Below are 14,188 nucleotides of genomic sequence, written 5' to 3'. Positions count from 1 at the left end.
CCAGCCTAAAGACCTATAGCTTTGCCAATACCGCCCGCGCCGCGCGCAGGCCCGGGCTCTCGCCCCCCTTGCCGAGCCTCTCCATCGTCAGCGCCATCGCGTCCTTTTGATCCTCGGGATGCGCAAAGACATGCGCCAAACCGCCAGCGATCTTATCGGCGGTGCAATCGGGGCCCAGAAACTCCGGCACGACGCGTGTGTCGGACACAAGGTTCACCAAAGTCACCGTATCAATCAGCGCCATCGCCTTGATCAAACGGAAGCTGAGCCAGTTCATCCGGTAGGCGATCACCATCGGCAGCGATGCGGCGGCCAGTTCCAGCGACACGGTGCCAGAGGCCGCAAGTGCCACGTCCGCGGCGGCAAACGCCGCCCGTTTCATCGCGGCACCTTCCTCCCTGCTGCCGGCACGCGGGTCCAGCACGATGGGGCGCACCGTCCAGCCTTGGGTCTGCGCGATGACCGCATCTGCCACAGGGCCAGCGGCGGGAATGACCACGCGCAGATCAGGATGTGTCCGGGCAAAACGGGCCACTGCATCGCCGAACACATCCGACAGACGCGTCACTTCTGACCGCCGCGATCCGGGCAGGACGAGCATCAGGGGGGCGTCGCCGATCTCATGGGCTTGACGAAAGGCAGCGGCTTCGCGGTGTGTAGCGATTTTCTCTCCGACCACGGGATGGCCGACGAAATCGCAGGCCATGCCCTCGGCCTCCATCAGGGGCGGCTCGAAGGGGAAAAGCGCAAGCACGTGATCGATATACCGCGCCATCTTTTTCGCGCGCCCGGGACGCCAGGCCCAGACTGTGGGCGCGACATAATGCACCGTGCGAATATCCGACGCCGCCTTGACCCGCTTGGCCACGCGGAGCGAGAAATCGGGGCTGTCGATGGTGATCATCACATCGGGCTTGGCATCAATGACGGCCTGCGCCGTCTCGTTGATCCGCGCCATCAGGGATTTGTATTTCGGCAGGATCTCGGCGATGCCCATGACAGACAGTTCGGACATATCAAAGCGGCTGCTCAGCCCCTCGGCCGCCATATCTGTCCCGCCGATCCCGTCAAAGGTGATGTCGGGGCGCAGGGATTTCAGCCCTGCCATCAGCGCGCCCCCTAATCGGTCACCCGAAGGTTCGCCCGCGATGATGAACACCTTCATGTCGCAGCCTTTGCCCATAGCACGAGGTCTAGTTCATCCGCCAAGGCGACACAGGCGTCTGGTGCCAGCAGAATGACAGACCCCGCCTCGATCACGACACCCGCCAGCCCTGCCTCATGGGCGCGGCGCAGGGTGTCGGGCCCGATAGTGGGCATATCGACAAGATGGCTTTGGCCGGGTTTCGGACCCTTAAACAGCACCGCGCTGGCCGAGCGCGCACGATCAGGCAGGGTCGACAGCAGGTGATCCGTGCCGCCAATCGCCTCGATGCCCATGACCTGCCCTTGCCCAACGACGCAGCATTGCCCCACATCCATCGGCGCAAGGCAGCGCACCAGGGCAGCACCCCGCGCGGCGTCATCGCGCATCTGCGCATCCGGCTGACGCTGGCTAAGCACGCCTTCGCGCGCCATCAAGTCCGGCGCGAGGTCATGCGCGGCAACGACGGTCAGCCCCGCTGTCTGGAAAATATCGACCAAGGCGCGCAGGGCACCGTCGTCCCCCGCGGCAAGGGCTTTCTGGAAGACCGGCACCAAGGGCAGCGTTGCCGCATCCAGCTTGGACGGATCGAAGGGCGGCCGAGCCACGGCACCGCAGAAACACACCTGCGTCACGCCGCGCGCGGTCAGCTCGGCCAGCAACGTGCCAAGCGTTTCAAGCCGGAACACCAGATCCGGCACCAGCCCGACGGGTGTCGTCCCCTCGTAGGCGCAGATCAAAGGCGCATCGGCCAGCGCGCCGGCCACCCGTTGAGGCAGTCCGCCGCCCCCTGCGATCAGCGCCAGCATCAACCCGGTGTCAGAAAATGACGGCCCGTGTCGGCCAGCACGAAATCGACGATCTCGCGGACGTAATCGCTGCCGGTTTCCTCGCCCAAACGACGAGCGCGGTCGTGGAAGGTTCCCTCGCCCTGCGCCAGCATCTGGAACGCCGCGCGAAGGGCCGTGATGTCGGCGCGGGTGACACCGCGACGCTTCAGCCCGACAAGGTTAAGCCCGTCCAAGACCCCACGGGGCGCTTGCACCAGACCGTAGGGGATCACGTCATTTGTTACCATCGTCACAGCGCCGATGATGGCCCCGCGACCGATGCGCACGAATTGGTGGATACCGGCCAGCCCGCCGATCAGAACATCGTCTTCAATGATGCAGTGGCCCGCGACGGCGGCGTTGTTCACAACAATCACCCGATCGCCAAGGATCGCATCATGGGCGATGTGACAGCCCGCCATAAACAGCCCGTCATCGCCGATCCTGGTCACGCCGCCACCGCCTTCGGTGCCGCCGTTCATGGTGACATGTTCGCGGATACGGTTGCGTTTGCCGATCTCGAGGCGGCTGGATTCCCCTTTGAACTTAAGGTCTTGGGGGATTTCACCGATCACCGCGAAGGAAAAGATCACCGTGCCTTCGCCGACTTCGGTGTCGCCGGTGACGATGGCGTGGGACTTCACCTCAACGTTGTCATGCAGCACGACCCGAGGGCCGATGACGCAGAACGGACCGACCTTGGCAGAGGCCGCGATCTGCGCCCCTTCCTCGATCACGGCGCTTGGGTGGATGTTGCCCATCAGGACAGGTCCATCATCGCAGTGAATTCAACCTCGGCCGCCATTTCACCTTCGACCGACGCGACGCCGCCGAATTTCCAGACTTTACCGCCGGGTTTGCCGCGCAGGGTGTTCAGCTCCATCCGGACGACGTCACCGGGAACGACCTTGCGGCGGAATTTGCATTTGTCGATGGCCATGAAATAGACCTTCATGTCCTTATCCGCCATTTCCAGCGTGACACCAACCATCACCGCAGCGGTCTGCGCCATCGCCTCTACGATGGTGACGCCGGGCATAATCGGCATGCCGGGGAAATGCCCCTGAAAATGCGGCTCGTTCATCGTGACATTCTTGATCCCGACAGCGCTTTGCGTGCCCTGGATATCGACCACTTTATCGACCAGCAAAAAGGGATAGCGGTGCGGAATGATCCGCTGGATCATCTGGATATCGGCACTTGGCAGGGTGTCAGTCATTGCATGTCCTGTCTGTTAAAAGCTGTATGCTGGCTACCAATTCTGGCCGCCATGGGCAAGCGGGGGGATCAGTTCTTGCCGCTGCCGACCGATGCATCAAGCCGTTCAATGGCTTCGTCGGTGATGTCGATGGCGTTGGCGCTGACGAAGACCGACCGGCGTTCAAGGATCACGGCCGCCCCGGCTTCACGCATCATCTGTTCCAACACAGGGCCCGCAGCGGCCAGAAACACCTGGCGCTCTTTCTCGACCAATTCGTTCAGCGCCCGCCCCTTTGCCGTTTGCGCCGCGCGGGTTTTCTGCACCTTTTCGTCAAAGGCATCCGCCAGCCCGCTGAAGGCATCGGGGCTGAGCTTGCTGCGCTGATCGGTGAGCTTGCGCTCCTCGGCCTTCAAATCCGCTTCGATCAGACGGTTTTCGGCAGAGATTTCAGCGCTTTGGGTTTCCACATCATCCGCCACCCGCAGACCAAAGGCGCTTTCATTGAACACACGATCTGAATCGATGGTCAGGATCGGGCTTTGAACCACGCGCCGTTCAGACTGCTGTTGTGCAAAAACCGGCACCGCCGCGAGGGGCAGTACCGGCAGAAGGCAAATCAAGAGTGCCCGCAGTTTCATAACGGCCTCAGAAATCGGTCCGCAGGGTCACTTCGAACTTCTGCTCTTCGTCAAAGTCCTCTTTTTTCAAGGCCTTAGAGACGTTGAACTGCAAGGGACCAACAGGCGTATCCCAGAAGAGCGAGACACCGATCACGTGGCGGAACGAACCGGATTCACCAACGATAGACGAGCCCGTGGGGATCTCTACATCGTCGAGGTTCCAGACGTTGCCGACATCATAGAAGACGCCGCCGCTGATGCCGTATTCTTCGGGCAGGCCCAGCGGGAATTCCGCCTCAAGACTACCAACCACAAAGAGGTTACCCCCAAGGGAGTCGTCAGACCCGTTGCTTTGATCGCGCGGGCCGATGCCGCCGGTTTCAAAGCCGCGCATGATCGATGGGCCGATCAAGAAGCGGTCGGAAACGCGGTTGTTGCCTTCGCTCCATGCCAATGCCCCACCTTGCAAGGTGGCACGCAGGGTGACTTCCTCGTTGAAGATACGCTTTTCGCCGATGGCTTTGGCGGTGGTTTTCACGAACTTGGTGTCGCCCCCTAGACCTGCGAAATCCTGCCCGAATTGCAGCAGCACACCCGAAGTCGGGTCAAGGCCGGCGCGACGGGTGTCGTAGCTGTAGTTATACCCGATCGAAGAGGTCACCTGACGGCCCGCGGCGATGTCATTGGCGACGACGAAACCGGTAGTGGTATCGTCCCGCTCTGACATCTCAAGATCGTCATAGGTATAGTTGAGGCTCAACCGCCCGTTTTCGCTGACAGGGAACGACAGGGTCGGCTGGAAGACGATACGTTCGGTGTCGAAGGAGTTAAAGGACGAGCTTGTTTCGGCGTAATCAAGGTTCAGCCCGAACGCCACATCACGCCCCAAGAGGCTCGGCTCGATAAAGTTGAAGCCATAGCGCTGTGCATCTTCAGCCGTGCTGACGGTCAGCTTGAGCTTCTGGCCGCGTCCCAGGAAGTTATCCTCGGCGAAGCTGACCGCGACGCCGATCCCGTCACTGGACGAGAACGACCCACCGAAGTTGAGCGAGCCTGTCGGCTGTTCCACAACATTCACGTCAACGACGACCTGCTCGGGGGAAGACCCCTCGCGGGCGTTGACTTCGGCGCTTTCAAAATAACCAAGGGCGCGGATACGCTCGGCGCTTTCACGGATCTCGCGCGGGTTGAACGGGTCACCCTCTACGCTGTCGAACTGGCGGCGCACAACGCGGTCAAGCGTGGTGGTGTTACCTTCGATGTCGATCCGTTCGACAAACACACGTGGACCACGAGAGATGCGATATTCGACGTTCAGCGTCAGGTCGCGATCATTGCGCGTGACAACCGGTTCGACCCGCAGAAAGTCTACGCCGTCACGGATGGCTTTGCGTTCCATCCGGGCGATATCCGTCTCGACCAGCGACGGTGAATAGACGGCACCGGATTTGGTCTTGATCACGCCACGATAATCTTCCGCGTTCACCCCGTTGATGGTCGAGGTCACGGTCAGTTCGCCGAACTTGAACTGTTGCCCCTCTTGCACGTTGAACTGCACAAAATAGCCGTCGCGTTCTTCGGTCAGCTGAGCGTTCGCCGCCGAAATGCGCATGTCGACATAGCCGCGCGACAGGTAGAAATCGCGCAGCATCTGCTGGTCGGCCTCGATGCGTTCGGGCACAAAAGTGTCGCGTTTGATCAGTCGGCGGAACAGGCCCGCTTGCTTGGTTCCCAGCACGCGGCGCAGACGACGGTCCGAATATTCGCGGTTGCCGACAAAGCTCAGGCGTTCAATCTCGACGTTGTCGCCTTCGAAAACTTCAAACACCAGATCAACGCGGTTCTGGTCGCGGCGGATGACCTTGGGCTGGACGCGGGCGGCGATACGGCCGTCGTTGCTATAGGCCTGCGCGATGGCATTGGCGTCTTTTTCGGCTTGGGTCGGGTTAAAGACGCGGCGTTCGTCTGAATCAACGACCGACGCCAGCGCTTCGTCGTCGATGCGCGCGTTGCCTTCAAAGCTGATGCGGTTGATCGTGGGGAATTCTACGACCGTGATCACCAATGTCCCGCCGCGCGGTTCAAGCGCGACGCTTTCAAACAGGCCGGACGCCTGAAGGTTCTGGTAAGCATCATTCAATTCGCCCGCGCTGATCGCCCGACCGCGTGCGATTCCTGCGCGGCTTAGGATGGCGCTGTCGCCGATCCGTTCGTTGCCGTCGATCTGAACTGTGTTGAACTGATAGCTTTGCGCGTCAGCATGTGGCGCTGGAACCAGCCAAGCGACTGATAACATTACGCAAAAAGAAGCGCTGCGCAAGGATTTCGCAAAAGGAGTGAAAACCGCTGTTTCGGTGGGCTTATTCCACCTGTCGTTGTGCATCATTTGCCCTACCCGCTGTCAAAAAACTCTTTCGTCCTGACTAGACAGGTTAGCGGCCTTTGTCAAAACGAAGAGACCGCCATACACCTATATAGTGTGTATGACGGCCAGTTGGATCACGATAGAGTGCGGGAGGGCACAGGGATAGGGAGAGAGAGAGCGGCGTTATGCGCCGATCCACGCGCCGGCGGTCAGCGCGATGATCAGGAAGCCGAAGTACAAAGCGCGGTCCCAGTTCAGATCAACCAAAAGGCTCAAACCGCGATAACTTGTCTTGAACGTCTGCATACTCGTATCCTTTGTAACTTGGATCGAATATCGCAGGCGATTGCGGCGCTCGTTTGACCAATTAAGGCAGCAATAAGACTTTTGTAACTTTTTACCCCCTTTTAGGCGGCAAAATATCGCCTAAGGGCAGAATAAATCGTTACCCAAGGCAAAGACCATTAACCCCAGTACCAAGGTCAGACCAATGGTCATCAGAATGCGCAACGCGCCATCGCTGGGTGGTTTGCCGGTCACGGCTTCATAGGCGTAGAACACCAGATGCCCGCCATCCAACGCCGGAATCGGGAAGAGGTTCAGCAGACCGACCGCCGTCGACAGCACCGCGATAAAGTAGATGAAGCTTTGCGCGCCCTGCGACGCCATCGCGCCAGAGGTTTGCGCGATCCCCACCGGACCGCTCAGGTTACAGGTGCTGATATTGCCGACGATCATATGCTTGAGACCCGACAGCGACCCGCTGATGATCCGGCCTGTGTTCTCTACCCCGCCCCAGAGCGCTGTCAGCACGCCAGGGTTCGTGGTGGCGGTGTCAAAGGCGGTGCCGCCCACGATGCCAATGCGCATCTGCGACTTGAAGCTGCCGTCTGGCTGCGGTTCGTCCGTCACTTTGGGGCGCAGGGTGATGTCCAGCATTTGCCCGTCGCGCCAGATATCAAGTTCAAGCGGCGTGCCTTCAGAGGCTTCAACAGCGGTCTTCAACTGGCGGAAGGCGAAAATCTCTGCCCCGTCAACCGAGGTGATCACATCGCCGCTTTTCAGTCCGGCCTCATAGGCCGCCGATTGCGGCATCACCTGCTTGACCAGCGATGGCATGACGTAAGGCCCATCCACGGTCACGACGTCCCCGCCACGGTTCACCTCATAGAGCAGCGGCTGGTCCAGCGGGATGCTGGCGAAGGCGTCGGCATAGGCGGCTGCATCGGACACCGGCGGCAGGGTCACCCCGCCGATAGAGACGATCTCGTCCCCTTCCACCAGTTCATTCTGTTCAAACGGCAGCGGGTGCATTTCCCCGACTGTCATCGGATCACGCGGAACGCCGACCGACAGGCCGATGGCCGCGAAAACCAGAATGGACAGCGCAAAGTTGAACACCGGCCCCGCAGCGACCGTGGCCGCACGCGCCCATAGCGGTGCCCCATGCATGGTGGCACGCAACCGCTTGGGGTCCGCCTCGGCCGCTTCCATTGCGGCCACATCCTTGCCCGAGGCCGCATCCGCATCGCCCGCGAATTTCACGTAGCCGCCAAAGGGCAGCGCCGCGATCTGCCACTTGGTGCCGCGTTTGTCGTAGCGGCTGTAGATCACAGGGCCAAACCCGAGAGAGAAAACATCGGCATGGATGCCGGACCAGCGTCCGACGATATAATGACCGTATTCATGGATCGCGACGATCACCGACAGGGCAACCACAAAAGCCAGAAGCGTCCAGATCAGCCCGCCAAACTGCGGGATCAATGCCATTATATCCAAAACTCTACCCTGCCCTCTTTGTTATTGCGGCCCATGCGGCCTGCCTTGCCAGATGGTCCACCTGTGCGACGTTATCAAGTGTGATGGCCGCATCGATCACCCCATTGTCAGGGAAAAGCGCTTCCATCGTGTCTTCGACGATCTCGGCCATCTGGGGAAAGCGCAGCTTGCCGCCGATAAACCCGTCCAGCGCGACCTCTTTTGCGGCGTTGAACACCGCACCGGCCATGCCACCACGCGCCATCACCTCGCGCGCGAGGCGCAGCGCGGGCCAACGGATGTCATCGGGCGCGCGGAAGTCAAAGCTGCCGATCTTCGCCAGATCCAGCCGCTCTACCGGCAAATGCGTTCGGTTGGGGTGATGCAGGGCAAAGCCGATGGCGTGGCGCATGTCAGGCGGGCCGATATGCGCCATCAAGGCACCGTCATTGAAGCCCACCAGCGCATGGATCATCGATTGCGGATGCACCAACACCTCGATCTGGTCGGGGTCCACGCGAAAATATTCACGCGTTTCAATGACTTCCATCGCCTTGTTGAACATCGACGCGCTGTCGATGGTGATGCGCTGGCCCATGTCCCAGTTCGGATGGCTCGACGCCTGCTCTAGCGTGGCATCGGCGAGCTTTTCCAGCGGCCAATCCCGAAACGCCCCGCCGCTGGCGGTGATAATGATCCGTTCCACCGCAGAGATATCCTCGCCGATCAGGGCCTGAAACACGGCGGAATGTTCGCTATCGACCGGCAGCATGGTGGCCCCATGTGCCATGGCCGTATCCAGCATCAGCTGACCGGCGCAGACCAGCGACTCCTTATTGGCAAGGGCAAGCGTCGCGCCTTGTTTCAACGCCTCCACCCCCGGTGCCAGACCCGCGGCCCCGATGATGGCGGACATGACCCAATCGGCGGGGCGTGCGGCGGCTTCGTTGATGGCTTGGGGTCCGGCGGCGGCCTCTACCCCCGTGCCTGATAGCGCGTCGCGCAGGTCGTCCAGCAGATGCTCATGGGCCGTGACGGCAAGCTGCGCGTTCAACCGCTGCGCATCCTCTGCCAGCTGCGCAATATTGCTGGCACCGGTCAGCGCGACGACATCATAGGCGTCGGGTGCGCGCGCGATCAGATCAATGGTGTTCTGCCCGATAGAGCCCGTGGCCCCGAAAATACTGACTTTCTTCATGGGGTGAAGATCAGCTTAGCGCGGGGGTGATGGTCAGGAAACGACCAATGATCAGCAGGAACAGCGCCGCCCCCAGCATACCGTCGAACCGATCCAGCAAACCACCATGACCGGGGATCAGGTTAGAGCTGTCCTTGACCCCCAAGCGACGCTTCATCCCGGATTCCGCCATATCCCCCATCTGCGACGCCATCGACATGGCGACAGAGACACCGACCAGCTGCAAGCCTACACCGGTGTTGATCGAGAACAGGAAACCGACAGCCGCGGCCCCGATCCAGCCCGCCGCCGTGCCGGACCATGTTTTCTTGGGGCTGACCTTGGGCCAAAACTTTGGCCCCCCGATGGCACGTCCGGCGAAATAGCCAACGACATCGGTGATGACCACAACCAGCACCAGCCACATCAGCCAGCCAAAGCCGAAATCATCGCGCACCTGCGTCAGCCCGAAACCGGCCAGCATGATCATCACGGTGAAACACATGAATATGGTGCGGTGCTTTTCCAACTGGCCAAAGCCCACCAACGCGGGGGCCAGCAGCACCGGCAGGGCAAAGCCCACGGGCAGGTAGATCGCGGCGAGCGTCGCCGCGCCCACCAGCAAGCCCATCTGCATCCGTGCACCACGGTTTGACGGGTTCAACATCCCCACCAGTTCCCACGCCATGACGCCGCAAATGATCGCGACAAGAACGTGGAACACGGGCCCGCCCAGATAGATACCGCCCAGACCGACCACGATCATCGCCAGCGCCGAACCGACGCGCGCCGTGAGGTCGGACCAGCGTTCCGAAGAAGGTGTCATAGTGCTTTCCTTTCGTCGTACGATCAGGAGGACACGGCACCAAAGCGCCGGTCGCGATTGCCAAAGGCCGCACAAAGATTGCCAAACTCGGCCTTGGTGAAGTCGGGCCAGAGCGTATCAATGAATTCATATTCGGCATAGGCTGATTGCCACAGCAGAAAGTTCGATATCCGCGCCTCGCCACTGGTGCGGATCACCAGATCGGGGTCCGGCAAAACATGGGTATCCAGATAGCGCGGCAGGGTTTCTTCGTCGACGTCCTCAGGGCTGAGCAGACCCGCTGCAACGTCCTGTGCCAGCCGCTGCGTCGCGCGGGCGACCTCGTCGCGACCGCCGTAGTTCAGCGCAATCGTCAGATGGGTACGGGTGTTTTCTGCCGTCTCTGCCTCTAGCACATTCATCAGCTTGACCAGTTTCGCATCCAGCCGGACACGGTCACCAATGAACCGGACGCGCACGCCCTTGGCTTTCAGCGCCTTGGTCTCTTTGGTGATATAGCGGCGGAACAGGCTCATGAGCCCCGCCACCTCGACCTGAGTACGTTTCCAGTTCTCGGTCGAGAAGGCAAAGATTGTCAGATATTCGACGCCGAAATCGGGGCATGCCTCGACGATCTCGCGCACGCGTTTGGCACCGGCATGATGCCCGAACAGACGCGGACGCCCCCGCTGGGTCGCCCAACGGCCGTTTCCGTCCATGATGATCGCAACATGGCGCGGTGCCCCTGGGACAAGCTGGAAGGTCTGGTCGGTCGCAGCAGGCATCATCTATCCTTATCGAACTGCAGGCCGATGCGCGGACCTTGGGGTCGCGCGCACCGAATAAGGTACTTAAACCTGCATGATCTCGGCTTGTTTGCTTTCAAGCTGCTCGTCGATCTGGGCGATGAACTTGTTGGTCATGTCCTGAACCTCACCCTCCCAGACTTTCTGATCGTCTTCCGACATGCCGTCGGCCTTGGCTTTCTTGATCTGGTCCATACCGTCGCGGCGCACGTTGCGGATCGATACACGGGCGCTTTCGGCATATTGCCCCGCGACCTTGGTCAGCTGGGTGCGGCGTTCCTCGTTCAGCTCGGGGATCGGCAGCATGATGATCGTGCCGTTCAGCTGCGGGTTGATACCCAGGCCGGATTCACGGATCGCCTTTTCGACCTTGCCGACCAGCGCCTTGTCCCAGACGTTGATGGTGACCATGCGTGGCTCGGGCACGTTGACGGTGCCCACCTGGTTGATCGGCGTGCTGCTGCCATAGGCGTCGACCATCACAGGCTCCAGCATAGAGGCGGACGCGCGGCCTGTGCGCAAAGAGGCAAATTCGGTGCGCAACGATGCGATTGCGCCGTTCATGCGCCGCTCAAGATCGTCTGTGTCCAGCATAAAATCGTCTGACATGATGTCCCCGGTGGTTTTGTAACTATCTAGATTTGAACCGATATAACGCGATCAAGCCCCCCTTGTATAGGGAGCCCCGCATCTATCGCAGGTTGGGGCCTAGCCCTGAACCCGTGTGTATGTGCCCTCGCCCGCGAGAATCCCCTTGAAGCCGCCCGGCTCGTCCAGAGAGAAGACGATGATCGGCAGGTTGTTGTCGCGCGCCAAGGCGATGGCAGAGGCATCCATGACCCCCAAGCGCTTTTGCAGCACATCGTCATAGCTCACGTCATCATAGCGGACCGCATCGTCGAATTTGGCGGGGTCTTTGTCATAGACACCATCGACCTTGGTGCCCTTGAAGATCGCTTCGCAAGCCATTTCATTGGCGCGCAGCGTCGCGGCGGTATCAGTGGTGAAATACGGGTTGCCGGTGCCCGCGGCAAAGATGCACACGCGCTTTTTCTCAAGGTGGCGCACGGCGCGGCGGCGGATGTAGGGTTCGGCGACCTCGTTCATCGTGATCGCTGAGATCACCCGCGTGTGGATGCCCAGTTCCTCCAGCGCGGATTGCATCGCCAGCGCGTTCATCACGGTGGCCAGCATCCCCATATAATCGGCGGTGGTGCGTTCCATCCCCTGAGCCGACCCTTGCAGCCCACGGAAGATATTGCCGCCCCCGATGACCATGCAGATTTCGACGCCAAGATCATGCACCGATTTGACCTCGTTCGCGATGCGTTGCACGGTTGGCGGGTTCAGCCCGAACCCCTGATCGCCCATCAATGCTTCGCCTGAAATCTTCAGCATGACCCGGTTGAATGTTACTTTTGACTGGCTCTCGGGCATGGGCGCACCTTTCAGGGTGTGGGAGGGGTTTTCATTGCGCCGTAAAATGTCGCAAATAGCGCAAACATTCAATGCTCCGTCAGAGGTTCACGCAAAGAAATGCCAGATGCCCCGCTGTCCCGCGTCTCTGACGTGGTTTCCTCTATCGACCCTACTGCGCCTGTCCTGATTGCGGGGCCCACGGCCTCGGGTAAATCGGCGCTGGCGCTGGCGATTGCGCAGGCTCAGGGCGGGGTGATTGTGAACGCGGATGCCAGTCAGGTCTACGGCTGCTGGCGCGTGATCTCGGCCCGCCCCCCGGCCGAGGAAGAGGCCTTGGCACCGCATCTGCTGTATGGCCATGTCGCCGCACACGCCCCCTATTCGGTCGGCCACTGGCTGCGCGAGGTGACCGAGGTGCTGCGCCAGCCCGCACGCCCGATCATTGTCGGTGGCACGGGGCTTTATTTCGCGGCGCTGACCAAGGGGCTGGTGGACATTCCCCCGACCCCCGATGCGGTACGCGCCGCGGGCAACACCATGACCCGCGCGGCGATGATCGACGCACTTGACGCAGAGACGGCGCGCCGCATCGATCTTTATAACCCCATGCGCGTCCAGCGTGCGTGGGAGGTACAGCAAGCGACAGGGCGCGGGCTGGCCGCGTGGCAAGATGATACGCCGCCCCCCATCCTGCCGATGGAACGCTGTCAGCCTGTCGCCGTTGCCGCGTCAAAGGACTGGCTGAACGACAGGATCATCCGTCGCTTTGACCAGATGCTGGACCAAGGCGCGCTGGACGAAGTCGCCGCCGTGCGCCCCGATTATGACCCCGCCCTGCCCGCGCACCGTGCCATCGGCGTGCCCGAGCTGATGCGCTACCTTGACGGCGCAACACCGCTTGACGTGGCGCGACAGGATGCCATCATCGCGACACGGCAGTATGCCAAACGGCAGCGCACGTGGATGCGCAAGAACACCGCCGATTGGCTGCAATATGTGCCGAGGTAGCACGCGGCTGCCAAAACGGCGAAATTATCTTTTACTGCCTTTATCTTTCCGTATCTCTGTATAACGATAGTGTTTACTTGTCTTTTGCTGATAGGGTCATGCAATGACAGAGAACACGATCGAATTGCTGACGCTGGCGCAACTGTCGCAAGGGCAGGACTGGCGCGTGCAGCTTTGTCATGACCGGCCTGTGCATATGCTGATCTGGATCACCCGCGGTCAGGGATTGCTGCAGCTTGACGGCCAGCGGCGCGGCTTGGGGGCGCATAACGCGGTGTTTATCCCTGCCCGTGCGCTCTTTGCCCTTGATATGGGGCGGCAGGGCATCGGGCAAGCGGTGGTGATCCCCGACGGCACCGAGCTGCGCCTGCCCCAAATGCCGCGCCACCTGCGTATTCGGGATGTGCAGGCCCAGACCGAACTGACCGGCCTGATCGAAGCCGCGCAGCGCGAACAACAGGCCAAGCGCCCGCTGTATCATGACGCGTTAGAGGGGCACGCGGCGCTGATGTCGGTCTGGCTGCGGCGCCAGATCATGCAGGACGAACATGTGCCCAACCGGCGCAACGCCGCCGCACGGCTCAGCGCGCGGTTCTGCCAGATGGTCTGTGAACACTACAGCAGCGGCGCGCCGATGGCGCAATACGCCGAAAGCCTGGAGGTCACGCCGACGCATCTGTCACGGGCCGTAAAATCCGCCACCGGCAAGACTGCAGCGGATATCCTGACCGAACGGGTGGTGCATGAGGCACGGCATCTGCTTGGCACGACAGAGCATTCCGCACAGGATATCGCGCGCCACCTTGGCTTTGGCTCTGCCGCCTATTTCACACGGTTCATGCAGCAACACACGGGCCTCACACCCTCGCGTCTGCGGGCAACGGCGGCCTGACGCGTCAGGGCCGGTGGCTGCAAGGACGCTGTGGGAAGCGCCCTTTTCCAAAGTACCGAGTTGACCTGCCACCGCCACCTGTGGCTGACTGGCATTCAAGAAAAACACATCCGCACCGCCCATGTCATGGCCGAAAGCGGACAATAAGGGAGCCGCGCAGCGC

15 protein-coding genes are annotated in these 14,188 nt (G+C 61.0%); 2 read left to right on the top strand and 13 right to left on the bottom strand.

Annotation, left to right across the window (positions count from 1 at the left end; translation table 11 throughout):
• Nucleotides 1-13 precede the first annotated feature (13 nt).
• From lpxB to pyrH, 13 genes are all read right to left on the bottom strand, one after another.
• A complete protein-coding gene (lpxB, locus tag SJY36_RS08100; RefSeq protein ID WP_386174165.1) occupies nucleotides 14-1,165 on the bottom strand; it encodes a lipid-A-disaccharide synthase in 1,152 nt (383 codons plus the stop codon).
• Complete coding sequence (locus SJY36_RS08095; protein ID WP_386174162.1) at nucleotides 1,162-1,953, bottom strand: LpxI family protein; 792 nt, start codon at nucleotides 1,951-1,953, stop codon at nucleotides 1,162-1,164. The genes lpxB and SJY36_RS08095 overlap by 4 nt, the downstream gene beginning before the upstream one ends.
• Nucleotides 1,953-2,735, bottom strand: coding sequence for an acyl-ACP--UDP-N-acetylglucosamine O-acyltransferase (gene lpxA / locus SJY36_RS08090; protein WP_005853423.1), 783 nt, complete (start codon nucleotides 2,733-2,735; stop codon nucleotides 1,953-1,955). Before lpxA ends, SJY36_RS08095 begins: the two co-directional genes overlap by 1 nt.
• Nucleotides 2,735-3,193, bottom strand: a complete 459-nt coding sequence (gene fabZ, locus SJY36_RS08085; protein ID WP_005853421.1) for a 3-hydroxyacyl-ACP dehydratase FabZ — start codon at nucleotides 3,191-3,193, stop codon at nucleotides 2,735-2,737. Before fabZ ends, lpxA begins: the two co-directional genes overlap by 1 nt.
• Nucleotides 3,194-3,261: 68 nt before the next feature.
• A complete protein-coding gene (locus SJY36_RS08080; RefSeq protein ID WP_386174159.1) occupies nucleotides 3,262-3,813 on the bottom strand; it encodes an OmpH family outer membrane protein in 552 nt (183 codons plus the stop codon).
• Nucleotides 3,814-3,820: 7 nt separating this feature from the next.
• The gene (bamA, locus tag SJY36_RS08075) at nucleotides 3,821-6,091 is read right to left on the bottom strand and encodes an outer membrane protein assembly factor BamA (protein WP_386174156.1); all 2,271 of its coding nucleotides are present in this window, start codon (nucleotides 6,089-6,091) and stop codon (nucleotides 3,821-3,823) included.
• Nucleotides 6,092-6,343: 252 nt separating this feature from the next.
• Nucleotides 6,344-6,466, bottom strand: coding sequence for a hypothetical protein (locus tag SJY36_RS08070; protein WP_005853414.1), 123 nt, complete (start codon nucleotides 6,464-6,466; stop codon nucleotides 6,344-6,346).
• Nucleotides 6,467-6,586: 120 nt separating this feature from the next.
• Nucleotides 6,587-7,930: an RIP metalloprotease RseP gene (rseP, locus tag SJY36_RS08065; RefSeq protein WP_386174153.1), complete on the bottom strand. Its 1,344-nt coding sequence runs from the start codon at nucleotides 7,928-7,930 to the stop codon at nucleotides 6,587-6,589.
• A 13-nt stretch (nucleotides 7,931-7,943) separates the two neighbouring features.
• Nucleotides 7,944-9,116: a 1-deoxy-D-xylulose-5-phosphate reductoisomerase gene (gene dxr / locus SJY36_RS08060; protein ID WP_386174150.1), complete on the bottom strand. Its 1,173-nt coding sequence runs from the start codon at nucleotides 9,114-9,116 to the stop codon at nucleotides 7,944-7,946.
• A gap of 10 nt (nucleotides 9,117-9,126) precedes the next feature.
• On the bottom strand, nucleotides 9,127-9,921 hold the full coding sequence (locus SJY36_RS08055; protein WP_005853409.1) for a phosphatidate cytidylyltransferase: 795 nt from the start codon (nucleotides 9,919-9,921) through the stop codon (nucleotides 9,127-9,129).
• Nucleotides 9,922-9,944: 23 nt separating this feature from the next.
• On the bottom strand, nucleotides 9,945-10,688 hold the full coding sequence (gene uppS, locus SJY36_RS08050) for a polyprenyl diphosphate synthase (RefSeq protein ID WP_005853406.1): 744 nt from the start codon (nucleotides 10,686-10,688) through the stop codon (nucleotides 9,945-9,947).
• Between the two features lie 63 nt (nucleotides 10,689-10,751).
• On the bottom strand, nucleotides 10,752-11,315 hold the full coding sequence (gene frr, locus SJY36_RS08045; protein WP_005853404.1) for a ribosome recycling factor: 564 nt from the start codon (nucleotides 11,313-11,315) through the stop codon (nucleotides 10,752-10,754).
• A gap of 99 nt (nucleotides 11,316-11,414) precedes the next feature.
• A complete protein-coding gene (gene pyrH / locus SJY36_RS08040) occupies nucleotides 11,415-12,143 on the bottom strand; it encodes a UMP kinase (protein ID WP_074634962.1) in 729 nt (242 codons plus the stop codon).
• Between the two features lie 99 nt (nucleotides 12,144-12,242).
• Between pyrH and miaA the strand changes: the two genes are divergently transcribed.
• Nucleotides 12,243-13,133 carry a tRNA (adenosine(37)-N6)-dimethylallyltransferase MiaA gene (gene miaA, locus SJY36_RS08035; protein ID WP_386174146.1) on the top strand — a complete coding sequence of 297 codons (891 nt, stop codon included), beginning with the start codon at nucleotides 12,243-12,245 and terminating at the stop codon, nucleotides 13,131-13,133.
• Between the two features lie 103 nt (nucleotides 13,134-13,236).
• Nucleotides 13,237-14,025 carry an AraC family transcriptional regulator gene (locus tag SJY36_RS08030; RefSeq protein WP_037944226.1) on the top strand — a complete coding sequence of 263 codons (789 nt, stop codon included), beginning with the start codon at nucleotides 13,237-13,239 and terminating at the stop codon, nucleotides 14,023-14,025.
• Nucleotides 14,026-14,188: the final 163 nt, after the last annotated feature.

This window comes from Sulfitobacter sp. R86518, assembly GCF_042466275.1.
Taxonomy (GTDB): domain Bacteria; phylum Pseudomonadota; class Alphaproteobacteria; order Rhodobacterales; family Rhodobacteraceae; genus Sulfitobacter; species Sulfitobacter pontiacus.
This window is presented reverse-complemented; position numbering and strand designations above follow the sequence as displayed.